The following is a 16,721-nucleotide window of genomic DNA, read 5'->3' on the forward strand; positions in this document are numbered from 1 at the left end:
TTTTTTTCTCATCCTCCCCGGTGGCCTGGGGCGCCCGCAACTACGCTCCGTCGGCGGCCATTTGCGCGGGCTCGCCCTGACGGCGCTGCTGCGCCACCGCGATACCCCACAGCAACAAGCCTACCGCCGCGGTCGCCGCGCCCACATAGCCCGTTGAGGCGTGGCCATAACCGGCGCCAATCGCCATGCCGCCCAGCCACGGGCCCAGTGCATTTGCCGTGTTGAAAGCGGCATGGTTGGAGGCCGCAGCCAGAGTCTGGGCCTCGCCGGCCGCGTCCATCAATCGGGTCTGCAGGGCCACGGCCAGCGCGCCCATCGTGCCCACGGCGATGATCGCCGGCACCATTGCCCAGGCCGAGTTCGCGGCAAGCGGGAACAGCATCAGCACCACAATGGACCAAGCCAGCAGCCCGCCGGCCGCGCGGAACTGCAGCCGGTCGACCAGCTTGCCGCCGGCAACATTGCCGATGATCGCGCCGACGCCGAACAGGCCGACCGCGACCGGCATCCAGCGCTCATTGATGCCGGTGACATTGACCAGGGTTGGTGCGAGATAGGTGAATACGCAGAACATGCCGGCAAAGCCGATCGCGCCTATGGCCAGTGCCAGCCATACCTGGCTGGTGTTGAAGGCACGCAGTTCACGCATCGGCGAGGTGCGAACTTCGTTCGGATCGGCTGGCAGCTGGCGGGCAACCATTGTCACCGTGGCAAGTGCCAGCAGGCTCACCAGCACGAAGGCGCTGCGCCAGTTGAACTGCTGACCCAGCCAGGTGGTCAGCGGGTTGCCGAGCAGGATGGCGATGGAAAGGCCCAACAGCACCTTTGAGACGGCCGCGCCGCGCTGTTCCGGTGGGCTGATCGAGGCAGCCACCAGCATGGCCACGCCGAAGTACGCGCCATGCGGCAGGCCGGCGACGAAGCGCGCCACCAACATCGTGTGGTAGCTCGGGGCCAACGCGCTGGCCAGATTGCCGATGGCGTAGAAGCCCATCAGCCATAGCAGCAGGCTGCGGCGGCGCAGGCTGGCGCCGGCAAAGGCCAGCAGCGGTGCGCCAACCACCACGCCGATGGCGTAAGCGCTGATCAGGTGCCCGACCTGGGCTTCGCTGATTGCCAGGCCGCGGCTGATTTCCAGCATCAAGCCCATGCTGGCGAACTCGCTGGTGCCGATGGCGAAGCCGCCCAGTGAGAGTGCGATGAGGATGAAAGTGCGCTGGCGCGGCGTCAGCTGCGCTGCCAGGGAAAGCGTGGAATTCACGTCAGGCGGTCCGGGGAGGGCGTGGAATCGGTTACATAGTGTACTGTTGCGACGCAGCATCCGTGGCGACCGAGGCTTGTCGCGGCGACGGATGCTGTGTTGCACGGGCCGGGGTAACTTGCCTCCAGTTCACTTCCAGTGGATAATGCCCGGCTTCCTGCGCTCCCAGTGCAGGATCCCTTGCCCCACCGCGAAGCACAGCGGGGGGCTGTCCAGCCCGTCAGGGCTATATCCGAAAGGTATAAAAACATGAGTCGTCATTACGAAGTCGTGTTCCTGGTCCACCCGGATCAGAGCGAACAGGTCCCCGCCATGATCGAGCGCTACAAGGCGCTGGTCGAAGCCGGCAACGGCACCATCCACCGTCTGGAAGATTGGGGGCGCCGCCAGCTGGCTTACCCGATCCAGAACCTGGTGAAGGCTCACTATGTTCTGCTGAACATCGAAGCCGACCAGGCAGTTCTGAACGAACTGACCGAGAGCTTCCGCTTCAACGACGCCGTGCTGCGCAACCTGGTCATCAAGCGTGACGAGGCTGACACCGAGCAGTCGCTGATCATGAAGAGCAAGGACGAGAAGGGTGACAAGCCCGAGCGTGGCGAGCGCCGTCGTCGTGACGACGAAGAAGGTGCATCTTCCAACAATGACGAAGCCGGCGACGACGCCGCTTCTGCTGAATAAGGAGCACTTTCATGTCCAAGTTCTTCCGCCGCCGCAAGTTCTGCAAGTTCACCGCTGAAGGCGTGAAAGAGATCGATTACAAGGATCTCAACACCCTGCGTCAGTACCTGACCGAGAACGGCAAGATCGTTCCGAGCCGCGTGACCGGCACCAAGTCCAAGTACCAGCGCCAGCTGGCCACGGCCGTCAAGCGCGCCCGTTTCCTGGCCCTGATCCCGTACACGGACAACCACGACGTCTAATCCGATTTTTCGGAAGAACCAGCATTCGCTGCAGGTTCTCGACAGGAAATCCGGCCTTGGCCGGATTTTCCGCATCCACCGTCCTATTCGGACAGCAAGCGTTGCGGAGCCATCGGCCCCGCTAACGAATAACGGAGCTACACCATGAAGCTGATTCTTATCCAGAAAGTGACCAACCTCGGCGGCCTGGGCGACCTGGTTGACGTGAAGCCGGGCTACGGCCGTAACTTCCTCGTGCCGCAGGGCAAGGCCGTTCCGGCCACCGCCAGCAACATCGCCGAGTTCGAAGCCAAGCGTGCTGAGTACGAAGCCAAGGCCCAGGCCTCGCACAACGATGCCGAAGCCCGCGCTGCCAAGTTCGAAGGCGCCAGCGTCACCATCGGTGCGCACGCTTCGACCGAAGGCAAGCTGTACGGTTCGGTTGGCCCGCGCGATATCGCTGAAGCCTTCACCGCTGCCGGTCTGGAGCTGAGCAAGAGCGAAGTGATCCTGGGCGAAGGCGCTTTCCGCAACGTTGGCGAGTTCGACGTCATCGTCAAGCTGCACGCCGATGTGGAAACCACCGTCAAGGTCATCGTCGAAGCCGACGCCTGATCCTGCCGCACTGGTTGTAAAGAACGGGCGCCGCAAGGCGCCCGTTTCTTTTGGTCGCCTGGTGGGTCTGGCCACCGATGGCCATGGGTGTCGCTATACTCGGTTGCCAGTGCCGTGTTTTGATCGTTGAATTCTTTGGAATATCAATGGTTTGAGTGCGGGAAGGGAACCTCCGGAACCTCATTCCGGGTGTCGGCAGTTGCTGCCGATGTCCGCCAACAGCCCGATTCCATGCGTCTATCCACGATCAAGCTCTCCGGTTTCAAGTCGTTCGTCGATCCCACGACGTTGCACCTGCCGACCAATATGACCGGCGTTGTCGGTCCGAACGGCTGTGGCAAGTCCAACATCATCGATGCGGTACGCTGGGTGATGGGCGAGAGCTCGGCCAGCCGCCTGCGCGGCGATTCGCTGACCGACGTGATTTTCTCCGGTTCGGCCGGGCGCAAGCCGGTGTCGCAGGCGACGGTGGAACTGATCTTCGACAACGCCGATCACACGATTTCCGGCGAGTACGCCTCGTTCAACGAAATCTCGGTCAAGCGCACGGTCAGCCGTGATGGCAGCAGCAACTATTACTTGAACGGCACCAAGTGCCGCCGCCGCGATATCACCGATCTGTTCCTGGGCACCGGGCTTGGCCCGCGCAGCTACTCGATCATCGAGCAGGGCATGATCAGCCAGATCATCGAGGCGCGCCCGGAAGACCTGCGCGTGTACCTGGAAGAAGCCGCCGGCATCTCCAAGTACAAGGAGCGCCGCAAGGAAACCGAAACCCGCATCCGCCACACCCGCGAGAATCTGGATCGGCTCAACGACCTGCGCGAGGAAATTGGCAAGCAGCTCGAACACCTGAAGCGCCAGGCGCGGCAGGCCGAGCAGTACCAGGCGTTGCAGGAAGAACGCCGGGTCAAGGACGCCGAATGGAAGGCGCTGGAATACCGCGGCCTCGATGGCCGTCTGGGCGGCCTGCGCGAAGCCCTGTCGCGCGAGGAAACCAAGCTGCAGCAGTTGATCGCCGAACAGCGCGAAGCGGAAAGCCGTATCGAAACCGGCCGCGTGCGCCGCGAAGAAGCGGCCGAGAATTTGAACAAGGCGCAGGCCGATGTGTACCAGGTGGGCAGCACCCTGGCCCGGCTTGAGCAGCAGATTCACCACCAGCGGGAACTGGCGCAGCGTCTGCACAAGGCGCGCGACGAAACCCGTCAGGCGCTGTCCGAACTGGGTCAGCACATCAGTGGCGATGAAGCCAAATTGATCGTGCTGCGTGAGTCGGTGGAGAACGCCGAGCCGCAGCTGGAACAGCTGCAGGAAGGCAATGAGATCCGCCAGGAAGCGCTGCGCGAGGCCGAGGCAAAACTGGCTGATTGGCAGCAGCGCTGGGAAGCGCATAACCGCAACACCTCCGAGGCGACCCGCTCCGGCGAGGTCGAGCGCACCCGCGTGGATTACCTGGACAAGCAGGTGCTTGAAGCCGATCGCCGCCGCGAATCATTGCAGGCAGAGCGCGCCGGTCTGGACCTGGATGCGCTGGCCGAGGCCTTCGAACAGCTGCAAGTGGAACACGAAACCCAGAAGACCGCGCTGGAAACCTTGAGTGAGCAGGTCGAGCTGCGCAAGGAATCGGTGGCGACGCTGCAGGAGCAGCAGCGTGCCGGGCAGTCGGAACTGGCTGATGTTCGCAAGCAGGCGCAGTCCGCGCGCGGCCGGCTTTCCTCGTTGGAAACACTACAGCAGGCCGCACTTGGCCAGGAGCAGGGCGCAGCGGCAGCATGGCTGAAAGCACGTGGGCTGGATTCGGCTGCGCGCGTTGGCGAGCGCATCACCGTTGAAGGTGGCTGGGAAAACGCGGTTGAGAGCGCGCTCGGTCAGCTGATCGAAGGCGTGCTGGTGGATGCACCGGAAGCCCTGGTTGATGCGCTGGCTGAGCTGGGCGAAGGACGCATCGCGCTGGTTGCAGACGCCGATGGCAAGGCTGACTTTGCGCCGACTTCCCTGGCCGCAAAAGTGCAGGGGCCGTTGGCGATCCGCCGCCTGCTGGCACACCTGCATGGCGCTGAAGATCTGACGCAGGCGCAGCAGCTGGCGCGCAAGCTTGGCGACAGCGAATCGGTGATCACCCGCAGCGGTGAGCGTCTGGGCCAGGGCTGGGTGCGCATGTCGCGTTCCGGCGCGGCCGAGCAGGGCGCGCTGTTGCGCGAGCGCGAGATCGTCACCTTGCGCGAGCAGATCGAATCCCTGCAGGAGCGTGAGGCTGCATTGGAACAGCAGCTGGCTGGCCTGCGTGAGCAATTGTTGGCCGCCGAGCAGCAGCGCGAAGACGTGCAACGCTCGTTGTATCAAGCGCATCGCGCCGGCTCCGAACTGGCGGGGCAGCTGCAGAGCCAGCAGGGCAAGCTGGAATCCACGCGCACGCGCATTGAACGTATCGAGGCTGAGCTGGCGCAGCTGCTGGAAACGCTGGATGTCAGCCGTGAGCAGGCGAGCGAGGCGCGCCTGCGACTGGATGAGGCCGTGTCCAGCATGGGCGATCTGGAGTCGGCCCGGCATGCGCTGGAAAGCGAGCGCAGGCAGATGAGCGATGCCCGCGATCAGGCGCGTGATGCTGCACGCAATGTGCGCGACAGCATGCATGCGCTGGCGCTGACGCTGGAGTCGCAGCGCACCCAGATCAGTTCGCTGAGCCATGCGCTGGAACGCATGGGCACCCAGCGCGGTCAGCTGGATTCACGTCTTGGCGAACTGCACTCGCAGCTGGATGAGGGCGATACACCGGTCCATACGCTGGAAGCCGAGCACCAGAACGCATTGGCCGAGCGCGTGCGTGTTGATCGCGTGCTGGCCGAAGCGCGTACCTTGCTTGACGGTATCGATCATGAGCTGCGTGGCCTGGAACAGACCCGCCACCAACGCGACGAGCAGTCGCTCGCGCAGCGCGAGCGCATCTCGCAGCGCAAGCTCGATCAGCAGGCCTTGGTGCTCAGCGCCGAGCAGCTGTCGGCCGCGGTGGAGAAGGCCGGCTTCGTGCTGCAGGACGTGATCAATACCTTGCCCGAAGATGCACGCCTGTCGGACTGGGAGTCGACAGTGCACCAGATCGATGGCCGCATGCGTCGCCTGGAACCGGTCAACCTGGCCGCGATCCACGAGTACGGGGAGGCCTCGCAGCGTTCGGAGTATCTGGAGGCGCAGAACGTCGATCTGAATACCGCGCTGGAAACCCTGGAAGATGCCATCCGCAAGATCGACCGCGAAACCCGCGGGCGCTTCAAGGACACCTTCGACCGGGTCAATTCCGGCGTGCAGGCGCTGTACCCGCGCCTGTTCGGCGGTGGCCATGCCTACCTGGAGCTGACCGGCGAAGACCTGCTCGACACCGGCGTGACCATCATGGCGCGGCCGCCGGGCAAGCGCGTGTCCAATATCTCGCTGCTGTCCGGCGGTGAGAAGGCGATGACCGCAGTGGCGCTGGTGTTCGCGATCTTCCAGCTCAACCCGGCCCCGTTCTGCCTGCTGGACGAGGTGGACGCGCCGCTGGACGAGGCCAACGTCGGTCGCCTGGCCAATATGGTCAAGGAAATGAGCGAGAAGGTGCAGTTCCTGTTCGTCAGCCATAACAAGGCGACGATGGAGGCGGCGCACCAGTTGTCGGGTGTCACCATGCGTGAGCCGGGTGTCAGCCGACTGGTCAGTGTTGATCTGGAAGAGGCTGCCCGATTGGCGGGCGCGGCCTGACGTGCCATCCTTTAACCACCTGAACGATTAATCCGGAGACTGCAGCGCATGTCTGACACGGCACTGTTGCGTATCGGCATTCTGGTTGCCGGCGTTTTGCTGGTAGCGGCCATTTTCTTTTTCAGCCGGCCCAAGCGCCTGGCCCAAGGCAAGCGCAAGGAACCTGCCAGTGGTGAGCAACCGCGGCGCGAGCCGGTGCTGGGCGGTGCCGATGGCGCTGCAGGTGCCGAGGTGGGCGAGGGTGGCGCAGAAGGCGACGGCGTGCGCCAGCCCGAGCTCGGCCTGCCTGACGTGGACGAAGGCAACCTGAGTGAGCTCGGCAAGCGGCCTACCCAGGATTTCGACAAGATTGTCTCGCTGTACGTGGCTGCCCGTTCCGGGCAGGTGCTGCGTGGCGAGGACATCGTGGTGGCGGCGGAAAAGACTGGCTTGGTCTTCGGCTACATGAATGTGTTCCACCGCCTGGTGGAAGGGCATTCGGAGCGCGGCCCGATCTTCTCGATGGCCAGCATCATGAAGCCGGGCAGTTTCGACATGGCCAACATCCGCGAGATGGAAACCCCGGCCATTGCGTTCTTCCTGACCTTGCCGGCGCCGATGACCGCGCTCGATGCCTGGGAAAAGATGCTGCCGACCGTGCAGCGCATGGGTGAACTGCTGGATGGCGTGGTGCTGGATGACAGCCGCAATGCGCTGGGTCGCCAGCGCATCGCGCATATCCGCGATGATCTGCGTGCCTATGACCGCCAGCATCAGGCGCCGCCGCTGACGAAGTCGCCGCGTTGGTGATGCCTTAAGAGCTATCCCTCCCCAACCCTCTCCTGGCTACGCCAAGGGAGGGAACCGAGCTCTTCCCCCTCCCTTTGCCGCAGGCAGGGGGAGGGCCGGGGAGGGGTGCTGTTCGTAGTAAACGTAAATCCCAAGCATCACCAGCTCACCCGCGCTTCCACTCCGCGCAGGTAAAATCGCCGCATGAATCAAAACACCGCCGCCACCCAGCGCATCAGCGAACTTCGCCGCCAGCTGGCCGACGCCTCGCGTGCTTATCACGAGCACGACGAGCAGATCATCCCGGACGCCGAGTACGACCGGTTGATGCGCGAGCTGGAAGCGCTCGAAGCTGCACATCCGGAACTGGACAGCGCCGACTCGCCAAGCCATCAGGTCGGTGGCAAGCCGTCATCGCGTTTCCCGGAAGTCGTGCATGCCGTACCGATGCTATCGCTGGGCAACGCCTTCACCGATGCCGAAGTGCATGACTTCGTGCGTCGCATCGATGAGCGCCTGCATCGTCGCGAGTTGTTCTTCTCCGCAGAGCCCAAGCTTGATGGTCTGGCCATCAACCTGCGCTACGAGAACGGCGTGTTCGTGCAGGGTGCGACCCGTGGCGACGGTGCAACCGGCGAAGACGTCAGTGCCAACCTGCGCCAGATCAAGGTCATCCCGCAGCAACTGGACGGCCAGGGCTGGCCTGAAGTGCTGGAGGTGCGTGGCGAGGTTTACATGCCGCGCGCCGACTTCGAACATTACAACGAGCAGGCGCGCCTGCATGGCGGCAAGGTGCTGGCCAATCCGCGCAATGGCGCGGCCGGCTCGCTGCGCCAGCTTGATCCGAAGATCAGCGCCCAGCGACCACTGAGTTTCTATGCCTATGGGCTCGGTGAAGTGTCCGGTGGCGAGCTGCCCGGGACGCATTCGGCAACGTTGGCGCAGCTGGCGCAATGGGGTTTTCCGGTCAGCGACCTGTGCAAGGTGGTGCAGGGCGCCGAAGGCCTGCTGGCGTACTACCGCGATATCGGTGAGCGCCGCGACAGTCTGGCCTATGACATCGATGGCGTGGTCTACAAGCTTGATGACCGCGATGGTCAGCAGGAAATGGGCTTCGTCGCACGCGCACCGCGTTGGGCGATCGCGCACAAATTCCCCGCGCAGGAGCAGACCACCACGGTCGAGGCCATCGAGATCCAGATCGGCCGTACCGGTGCAGCAACGCCGGTTGCAAGGCTGAAGCCGGTGCATGTGGCAGGCGTCGTGGTCACCAATGCCACCCTGCACAACGCCGACCAGATCGCGCGCCTGGATGTGCGCGTTGGCGATGCGGTGATCGTGCGCCGCGCCGGCGATGTGATTCCCGAGGTTGTCAGTGTCATTGTGGACCGGCGCCCGGAAGGCACGACGCCGTGGCAGATGCCACGCGCCTGCCCGGTGTGCGGGTCGGAAATCGTGCGCGAGGAAGGCGAGGCGGCGTGGCGCTGCTCCGGCGAGCTGAGCTGCCCGGCGCAGCGCAAGGAGGCCATCGCCCACTTCGCCTCGCGCAAGGCGATGGATATCGATGGCCTGGGTGACAAATACATCGAGGTGTTGGTGGATGCCGGTATCGTGCGCGGCGTCGCCGATCTGTATGCACTCAACCGCGATCAGCTGCTGGTGTTGAAACTGGCGCTGGATGCTGACTCACCTGAAGCACTCGCCTCGCAGCTCGGCCAGCACCTGCAGCCGGAAGGCAGTGGCGACACCCTCAATCGCATCCTCAAGCTAGATGCGAGCGATGCTTCCTGGCGCGCACAGGCCTTGTCGGTGCCGGCCAGTTTTGAGTGGAACACCAGGAAGATCGCGACCAAGTGGGCCGATAATCTAATCGCCGCGATTGCAGCCAGCCGCAACACCACGCTGGAGCGCTTGCTGTTTGCGCTGGGCATCGAGCACGTGGGCGAAAGCACCGCCAAGGCCTTGTCGGCGTGGTTTGGTGATCTCGAATTGATCCGCCACCTGCCGTGGCCGATGTTCAAGCGCGTGCCGGATATTGGTGGTGAAGTTGCCCGCTCGATTGGCCATTTCATGGCGCAGCCGGGCAACCAGCAAGCCATTGACGCGTTGTTGGAGCGTGGCGTGCAGATCAGCGATACGCACGCGCCCAATGCAAAGCTGCGCGCCGATCTGAATCTGGCCACCTTGTTGGCGGATCTTGAGATTCCCAAGGTCACGCCGGTGCGCGCGCGCCAGCTGGCCGAGGCGTTCCGTTCCACGGCGGCGATCCTGGATGAGGAAGCGCATAACTTCATGACCGCTGGCCTGCCGGCGGAAACCGCCAATGCGCTGGTTGCGTGGCTGAATGTTGATGCCAATGCGCAGCTGTTCAGCGCGGCTGGCGCTGCATTGGACGGTTTGCTGGCGATCACGCCGGAGGCGCAGGAACAGGTCGCTGGCGTTCTCGACGGCAAGACCGCAGTGCTCACCGGCACCTTGACGCAGATGGGCCGCGACGAGGCCAAGGCCCGGCTTGAGGCCTTGGGCGCGAAGGTCGCCGGCAGCGTCTCGAAGAAAACCAGTTTCGTGGTGGCCGGTACCGAAGCCGGCTCCAAGTTGGACAAGGCAAATGAGCTTGGTGTGGAAGTATGGGACGAGGCGCGTCTGCTTGCCTTCCTCGCCGAGCACGGAGAACAAGCATGAGTGAGATCAAGGCGCGCTTGGCGCAACTGCAAGACTTCCCGCAGCTGATTGCGATGGTGCGCGAGTTCTATGTGGAAGACCAGATTCCCTATATCGCAGAGCGCGTGGAGCCTGGGCTGCACACGCTGCTGGAGCAACCAAGCTGCGGCGCGGCGTTGTTGTTGCTCGATGGCGACAATGTGGTCGGCTACATCACCTTGGGTTGGTGCTTCAGCGTCGAGCAGGGCGGTCGTTTCGTATTGTTGGACGAGCTGTACCTGGGCCCGGCAGCGCGTGGTCGTGGCTGGGGTCGACAGGCCTTGGCGCTGGCTCGCGACTGGGCTGCAGGGCAGGGCGCTGCGGTGATCCGGCTGGAAGTGAACCACCACAATGCGAAGGCCAAGTCGTTGTATATCTCGGCTGGCTACCGCGACGATGAGCGCGACATCCTGACCTTGTCACTGGACGGGCACTCCGGGCGTTTGCACTCGTGATCGAAGCCCTGCACCAGCGCGCTCGCTTGAATGCACTGATCCGCGGTTTCTTCGCTGCGCGTGATGTCTTGGAGGTCGAAACGCCAATCATGTCAGCTGCCGGCAATACCGAGCCGAACATCGAGGGCTTCCATACCCGCTTCAGCGGGCATGTCGATGCCGGTTCGCCGCAGCGCTGGTTGCGCACCTCGCCGGAGTATCCGCTCAAGCGATTGCTGGCTGCCGGTGTGGGTGATTGCTACGAACTGGGCCGTGTGTTCCGCAACGGTGAGGCCGGTGGTCGCCACAATCCCGAGTTCACCATGCTGGAGTGGTACCGGGTTGGCTGGGATCATCACCGGCTGATCGATGAAGCCATTGCGCTGGTACAGGAAGCGTTGGCGCTGGTGCAGCGTCCGCCTGCATCGGTGCGCATCGTCAGCTACCGCGACCTGTTCACGCAGACGGTGGCGCTGGATCCGTTCCAGGCTGACGAAGCGCAGCTACGAGCGGGTCTGGGCGAGGTCGGTATCCAGCCCGATGGCCTGACCCGCGATGACTGGTTGGATCTGCTGATGAGCCATCGCATCCAGTCGCAGTTCGCAGTCGATGCCATCACCGTGATTCATGACTGGCCGGCCAGCCAGGCCGCGCTGGCCAGGATTCGTCCGGGCACGCCGCCATTGGCTGAACGTTTTGAGCTTTACCTGGGTCCGGTCGAACTGGCCAATGGCTACCACGAGCTGAACGATGCAGTTGAGCAACGGCAGCGATTCGAGCGCGATCTGGCGATCCGCACAACGCGCGGAGCTGAACAACCGCCCTTGGATGAAGCCTTTCTTGCGGCATTGCCGTCGTTGCCTGCCTGTGCCGGTGTTGCGGTTGGGGTGGATCGCTTGCTGATGGCCTTGGCCGGTACGCCGCGTATCGGCGATGTATTGGCGTTTGATTTCGCCAGCGCCTGATGCTGGTTTGCGCTTGATCAAGGATTTGCATGTTGCCAGCGACGATGATGATGCTTTGCTCACAAAGACTCAGGCAGTGTGTGATCATCGGAACCCATCATGACCGAACAGGGGAGCGTCTGATGAAGCGGGTCTGCGGCTTGCTGCTATTGCTGGCGCCGACCGTACTGGCAGCCCGGGAATCTGCGCCAACAGCGGCGGACCGGCAGGTTGTGCGCTGCGAATCAGGTGATCAGCTGCGGGCGTTCTGCCCGATGGATACCAGCGCTGGCGTGCAATTGGTGCGGCAGCTGTCCAAGCGCGACTGCATCCGCGAGACCAGTTGGGGCATCGAAGGCAATGCGGTTTGGGTAAGCCGGGGTTGCAGTGCTGAATTCGCGCGGGCGCAGGCTTCCACCCGTACCACACGCCGGGTGGTACGTTGCGAATCGAAGGGACGGACGGAGGTTTGCCCCGTGGTGTTGCGGGGGGCGCCTGTGCGCTTGTTGCGGCAGCAGTCGGTGCTGCCGTGCCGCGAAGGGCGCAGCTGGGGATATAGCGGCAAGGAGATCTGGGTCAGTCGCGGTTGTCAGGGCCTGTTCGAGGTTGGCGCCGAGGATGGCTCTGGCTTTGTCGATGTCCCACGCCGGGTTACCTGCGAATCCAAGAGCGAGCTGCGACGCGAATGCGGCGTCAGCGTCACGCGTCGGGTGACTCTGGTCGAGCAGCTTTCCAAAGCGGCCTGCCGGGAGGGTGACAGCTGGGGTTGGGATCGCAATGGGATATGGGTGGACAAGGGCTGCCGCGGCGAATTTTCCGCCGACTGAGCTGGACTGGTCGATTCCAGGTTATTGGTCCACGCCGGGCAGCGCCGATTACAATGGACGGATGAACGATACCTCCGCCATTGATTACGCCCGTTACGACCATATCCGCCCGATCCGCTGGACCGGCGAGGCCCTGGAGCTGCTGGATCAGCGCAAACTGCCGTTTATCGTCGAGCACGTGCTGTGCCATGACAGCGATGCGGTTGCAGCGGCAATCCACGCCTTGACCGTGCGCGGAGCGCCCGCCATCGGTATTGCTGCCGCCTGGGGTGTGGTGCTGGCGGCGAGCGAAGTGCAGGCCGGCGACGGTGCTGCTGCATTGCAGGTGTTGGCACCAGCACTGGATCGACTCAATGCCTCGCGTCCCACCGCCGTCAACCTGGCCTGGGCGCTTGCACGCATGCGCCGCGCTATCGCCGTCGCCGGTTCGGACTGGAAACTGGTCGCCGCGCTTGAAGCGCAGGCAATCGCAGATGAGGATCTCGCTGCCAATCGCCACATGGGCGCGTTGGGCGCAGCGCTGATTGCACCGGGCAGTGGCGTGCTGACGCATTGCAACACCGGCTCGCTGGCCACTGCAGGCTTTGGCACCGCCTTGGGCGTTATCCGCGCTGGCGTGGCGCAGGAGCGTATCGCGAAGGTATTTGCCGGGGAGACCCGGCCGTGGTTGCAGGGCGCACGCCTGACTGTGTGGGAGCTCCAGCAGGATGGCATCGACGCGACCTTGATCGCCGACTCGGCGGCTTCGCACCTGATGAAGACCGGCGCGGTGCAGTGGGTGATCGTTGGCGCCGACCGGATCTGTGCCAATGGTGACACTGCCAACAAGATCGGTACCTATCAGCTGGCCATCGCCGCCCGCCATCATGGGGTCAAGTTCATGGTGGTCGCACCGTCTTCGACCGTGGACATGGGCACAGCGCATGGCAACGAGATCGAGATCGAGCAGCGTGACCCGGGCGAACTGTTCGGCGTGGGCGGTGTACGCACAGTGGCCGAAGGCATCGCCGCCTGGAACCCGGTATTCGACGTGACTCCGGGCGAGTTGATCGACGCCATCGTCACCGAACGCGGCGTGATCCTGAAGCCGGATCTGGCCACCATGTCCACCGCGTTCTCCAACTAACCGGTAGTGCCGAGCCGTGCTCGGCAGGAGCTTTCCCCGGAATGTGTGGAAGGTAGTGCCGAGCCATCCTCGGCAAGCGGCTTGCCCGGTAAGGCGGCAGCCGAGCATGGCTCGGCTCTACAGGGGAGGGCTCCTGCAAGTGGCACCGGCAAGGCCCATGCCGAGCATGGCTCGGCGTTACCCTATGGCAGCCCCTAAGTTCCTGATTTCTTCCGGTAAAAGCACCCTAAATGGCGGCGAAAAACCTGCCCTTGTGGTAGACTCCGCAGGTTGATCCGAGTTTCCGGCAGGGCGGCCCGTCAAGGTGCCACCAGCGGACGGGATCGCTACCTGACAACGGAACCCGAATGGCAGAAGACGCCAAGGAAATCATCCAGGTCAACCTGGAAGACGAGATGCGCAAGAGCTACCTCGATTACGCGATGAGCGTGATCGTCGGCCGCGCACTCCCCGATGCCCGCGATGGCCTCAAGCCAGTCCATCGCCGCGTCCTGTTTGCAATGAATGAGCTGGGTGCTCACAGCAACAAGGCGTACTTCAAGTCGGCGCGTATCGTCGGTGACGTAATCGGTAAGTACCACCCGCACGGTGATCAGTCGGTCTACGATGCGCTGGTGCGTTTGGCGCAGCCATTCTCGCTGCGTTACATGCTGGTGGACGGCCAGGGTAACTTCGGTTCGGTCGACGGCGACTCGGCAGCAGCAATGCGTTACACCGAGGCCCGCATGTCGCGCCTGACGCATGAACTGATGGCCGATATCGACAAGGAAACCGTCGATTTCCAGCCCAACTACGACGAAAAGGAACTGGAGCCGACGGTCATGCCGACCCGGTTCCCGAACCTGCTGGTCAATGGTTCGGCCGGCATCGCGGTGGGCATGGCGACCAATATTCCGCCGCACAATCTCACCGAAGCCATCACCGCTTGTATCGCGCTGATCGACGATCCGGCTATCGATGTCGATGGTCTGATGGAATACATCCCGGGTCCGGATTTCCCCACCGCCGGCATCATCAATGGCACCGCCGGCATCATCGCCGGCTACCGCACCGGCCGTGGCCGCGTGCGCATCCGTGCCAAGGCTGATATCGAAGTGGCTGACAATGGTCGCGAGTCGATCATCGTCACCGAGATTCCGTACCAGGTGAACAAGGCACGGTTGATCGAGAAGATCGCCGAGCTGGTCAAGGAAAAGAAGCTCGAAGGCATCAGCGAGCTGCGCGATGAGTCCGACAAGGACGGCATGCGCATTTACATCGAAATCAAGCGCGGCGAGTCGGCCGAGGTTGTACTCAACAACCTTTACCAGCAGACCCAGATGGAGTCGGTGTTCGGCATCAACATGGTGGCGCTGGTCGATGGCCGGCCGAAGTTGTTGAACCTCAAGGAAGTGCTGGAGGCGTTCATCCGCCACCGCCGTGAGGTTGTGACCCGCCGCACCATCTTTGAACTGCGCAAGGCGCGTGCGCGTGCGCACGTGTTGGAAGGCCTGACCGTTGCCTTGGCCAACATCGATGAAATGATCGAGTTGATCAAGACCTCGGCAAATCCGGCTGAAGCCAAGGAGCGCATGCTCTCCAAGGTGTGGCAGCCGGGCCTGGTCGGTGCGCTGCTGGGCGCCGCCGGCGCCGAGGCATCGCGCCCGGAAGACCTGCCCAAGGGTATTGGTCTGGTCGACGGCAACTACCAGCTCAGCGAAGTCCAGGCCACGCAGATTCTGGAAATGCGTCTGCACCGCCTGACCGGGCTGGAGCAGGACAGGCTGACCGAAGAATACAAGCAGTTGCTGGAAGTCATCGCTGGCCTGATCCGTATTCTGGAAAACCCGGACGTGCTGCTGCAGGTCATCCGCGATGAGCTGGAAAGCGTGCGCGCCGAATTCGGCGATGCGCGTCGTACCGAAATCCGTCACAGCGAAGAAGATCTGGATATTCTGGATTTGATCGCACCGGAAGACGTGGTCGTGACCTTGTCGCGTGCCGGTTACGTCAAGCGTCAACCGGTCAGTGCCTACCGTGCACAGCGCCGCGGTGGCCGCGGTCGCAGCGCCGCAGCGACCAAGGACGAGGACTCGATCGAACAGTTGTGGCTGGTCAACACCCATGACACCTTGTTGACCTTCACCAGCTCGGGCAAGGTGTTCTGGTTGCCGGTGCACCAGTTGCCGGAAGCCGGTTCCAATGCACGCGGTCGTCCGATCATCAACTGGATCGCGTTGGAGAACGGTGAACGCGTGCAGGCCGTGTTGCCGGTACGCGAGTACGACGAAAATCACTTCGTGTTCTTCGCCACCCGCAACGGTACGGTCAAGAAGACCCCGCTGAGCGAGTTCGCGTTCCGTCTGGCACGCGGCAAGATCGCCATCAATCTGGACGACGGTGACGCGCTGGTTGGCGTCGGCCTGACCGATGGTGAGCGCGATATCGTGCTGTTCGCCTCCAACGGCAAGACCGTGCGCTTCGGCGAAGACAAGGTCCGCTCGATGGGCCGTACCGCAACCGGCGTGCGTGGCATCAAGATGCCCAAGGGCGAGGAAGTGGTCAGCCTGATCGTCGCCGAAAGTGCTGGCGGCGTTGAGGATGAGAACGAAGAGGACAACGGCGTCGAGGAAGTGGCAGTGGACAGCGGCGAGATCGTCGACGCTACAGACGATGCCGGCGTGCAGTACATCCTGACCGCTACCGAAAACGGCTACGGCAAGCGCACCCCGCTGGCGGACTACCCGCGCAAGGGTCGTGGCACCCAGGGCGTGATCGGCATCCAGACCAGCGAGCGCAACGGTAGGTTGGTCAGCGCTGTGCTGCTGGGCACTGGCGATGAAGTGCTGTTGATTTCCGACGGTGGCACCTTGGTGCGTACCCGTGGTTCGGAGATCTCGCGCGTTGGTCGTAACACCCAGGGCGTGACCCTGATCCGTCTGTCCAAGGGCGAAAAGTTGCAGGCGGTAGAACGCCTGGATGCTTCGCTCGAGGCTGAGGACGAGGTACTGGAAGACGATGCTGCAGGCACCGTGGAAACAGTGGCACCGGCAGCGCCGGAAGCCTGATTTTTCAGGGGTTCGGTTTTGAAAAAGCGCCGGCATGCCGGCGCTTTTTTGCTTTTGTCTGGTTTTATGGGCTAGAAGCTTGCCCTCACCCCAACCCCTCTCCAGCAGGCGGGAGAGGGGCTAGGAATGCTTGCGCTCGCGGTACTTTAGCCCCTCGCCCGCGCGCGGGAGAGGGGTTGGGGAGAGGGCAGGCTTTTAGCTCGCAATCCAAGATCCGGAATCCGCGACCAGCGTCGCAGCGACAAGTACACGTGTCGCGTGGGTTCCTCCGTAGTGGGGGGGGGGGGGGGGGGGGGGGGGGGCCGGGGGGGGGGGGGGGGGGGGGGCTGGGGGGGGGGGGGGGGGGGGCGGGGGGGGCGAGG

The 16,721-nt window shown here is 63.4% G+C and carries 12 protein-coding genes; 11 read left to right on the plus strand and 1 reads right to left on the minus strand.

All coding sequences use genetic code 11. The annotated features are described in order from the left end of the window. Positions 1–40: 40 nt before the first annotated feature. Positions 41–1,261, minus strand: coding sequence for an MFS transporter (locus tag ACVOMF_RS17370; RefSeq protein ID WP_481510370.1), 1,221 nt, complete (start codon positions 1,259–1,261; stop codon positions 41–43). 249 nt (positions 1,262–1,510) lie between these two features. Between ACVOMF_RS17370 and rpsF the strand changes: the two genes are divergently transcribed. From rpsF to gyrA, 11 genes are all read left to right on the plus strand, one after another. Continuing rightward, on the plus strand, positions 1,511–1,942 hold the full coding sequence (gene rpsF / locus ACVOMF_RS17375; protein WP_282266085.1) for a 30S ribosomal protein S6: 432 nt from the start codon (positions 1,511–1,513) through the stop codon (positions 1,940–1,942). A gap of 11 nt (positions 1,943–1,953) precedes the next feature. Then, positions 1,954–2,184 (plus strand): 30S ribosomal protein S18, encoded by a 231-nt coding sequence (gene rpsR, locus ACVOMF_RS17380; RefSeq protein ID WP_002804494.1) that lies wholly within the window; start codon positions 1,954–1,956, stop codon positions 2,182–2,184. A 144-nt stretch (positions 2,185–2,328) separates the two neighbouring features. After that, on the plus strand, positions 2,329–2,778 hold the full coding sequence (gene rplI, locus ACVOMF_RS17385) for a 50S ribosomal protein L9 (RefSeq protein WP_481510371.1): 450 nt from the start codon (positions 2,329–2,331) through the stop codon (positions 2,776–2,778). A 231-nt stretch (positions 2,779–3,009) separates the two neighbouring features. Continuing rightward, positions 3,010–6,513, plus strand: a complete 3,504-nt coding sequence (gene smc / locus ACVOMF_RS17390) for a chromosome segregation protein SMC (RefSeq protein WP_481510372.1) — start codon at positions 3,010–3,012, stop codon at positions 6,511–6,513. A gap of 48 nt (positions 6,514–6,561) precedes the next feature. Continuing rightward, the gene (gene zipA / locus ACVOMF_RS17395) at positions 6,562–7,302 is read left to right on the plus strand and encodes a cell division protein ZipA (protein ID WP_481510373.1); all 741 of its coding nucleotides are present in this window, start codon (positions 6,562–6,564) and stop codon (positions 7,300–7,302) included. 183 nt (positions 7,303–7,485) lie between these two features. After that, positions 7,486–9,963: an NAD-dependent DNA ligase LigA gene (ligA, locus tag ACVOMF_RS17400; protein ID WP_481510374.1), complete on the plus strand. Its 2,478-nt coding sequence runs from the start codon at positions 7,486–7,488 to the stop codon at positions 9,961–9,963. Then, on the plus strand, positions 9,960–10,436 hold the full coding sequence (locus tag ACVOMF_RS17405; RefSeq protein WP_481510375.1) for an N-acetyltransferase family protein: 477 nt from the start codon (positions 9,960–9,962) through the stop codon (positions 10,434–10,436). The genes ligA and ACVOMF_RS17405 overlap by 4 nt, the downstream gene beginning before the upstream one ends. Beyond that, a complete protein-coding gene (gene epmA, locus ACVOMF_RS17410; protein WP_481510376.1) occupies positions 10,433–11,380 on the plus strand; it encodes an EF-P lysine aminoacylase EpmA in 948 nt (315 codons plus the stop codon). The genes ACVOMF_RS17405 and epmA overlap by 4 nt, the downstream gene beginning before the upstream one ends. A gap of 122 nt (positions 11,381–11,502) precedes the next feature. Next, positions 11,503–12,186, plus strand: coding sequence for a DUF3011 domain-containing protein (locus tag ACVOMF_RS17415; RefSeq protein WP_481510377.1), 684 nt, complete (start codon positions 11,503–11,505; stop codon positions 12,184–12,186). Between the two features lie 61 nt (positions 12,187–12,247). Next, positions 12,248–13,312, plus strand: coding sequence for an S-methyl-5-thioribose-1-phosphate isomerase (mtnA, locus tag ACVOMF_RS17420; RefSeq protein ID WP_481510378.1), 1,065 nt, complete (start codon positions 12,248–12,250; stop codon positions 13,310–13,312). A gap of 347 nt (positions 13,313–13,659) precedes the next feature. Then, on the plus strand, positions 13,660–16,359 hold the full coding sequence (gyrA, locus tag ACVOMF_RS17425) for a DNA gyrase subunit A (RefSeq protein ID WP_481510379.1): 2,700 nt from the start codon (positions 13,660–13,662) through the stop codon (positions 16,357–16,359). Positions 16,360–16,721: the final 362 nt, after the last annotated feature.

This window comes from Stenotrophomonas sp. STEN022 (assembly GCF_056760155.1).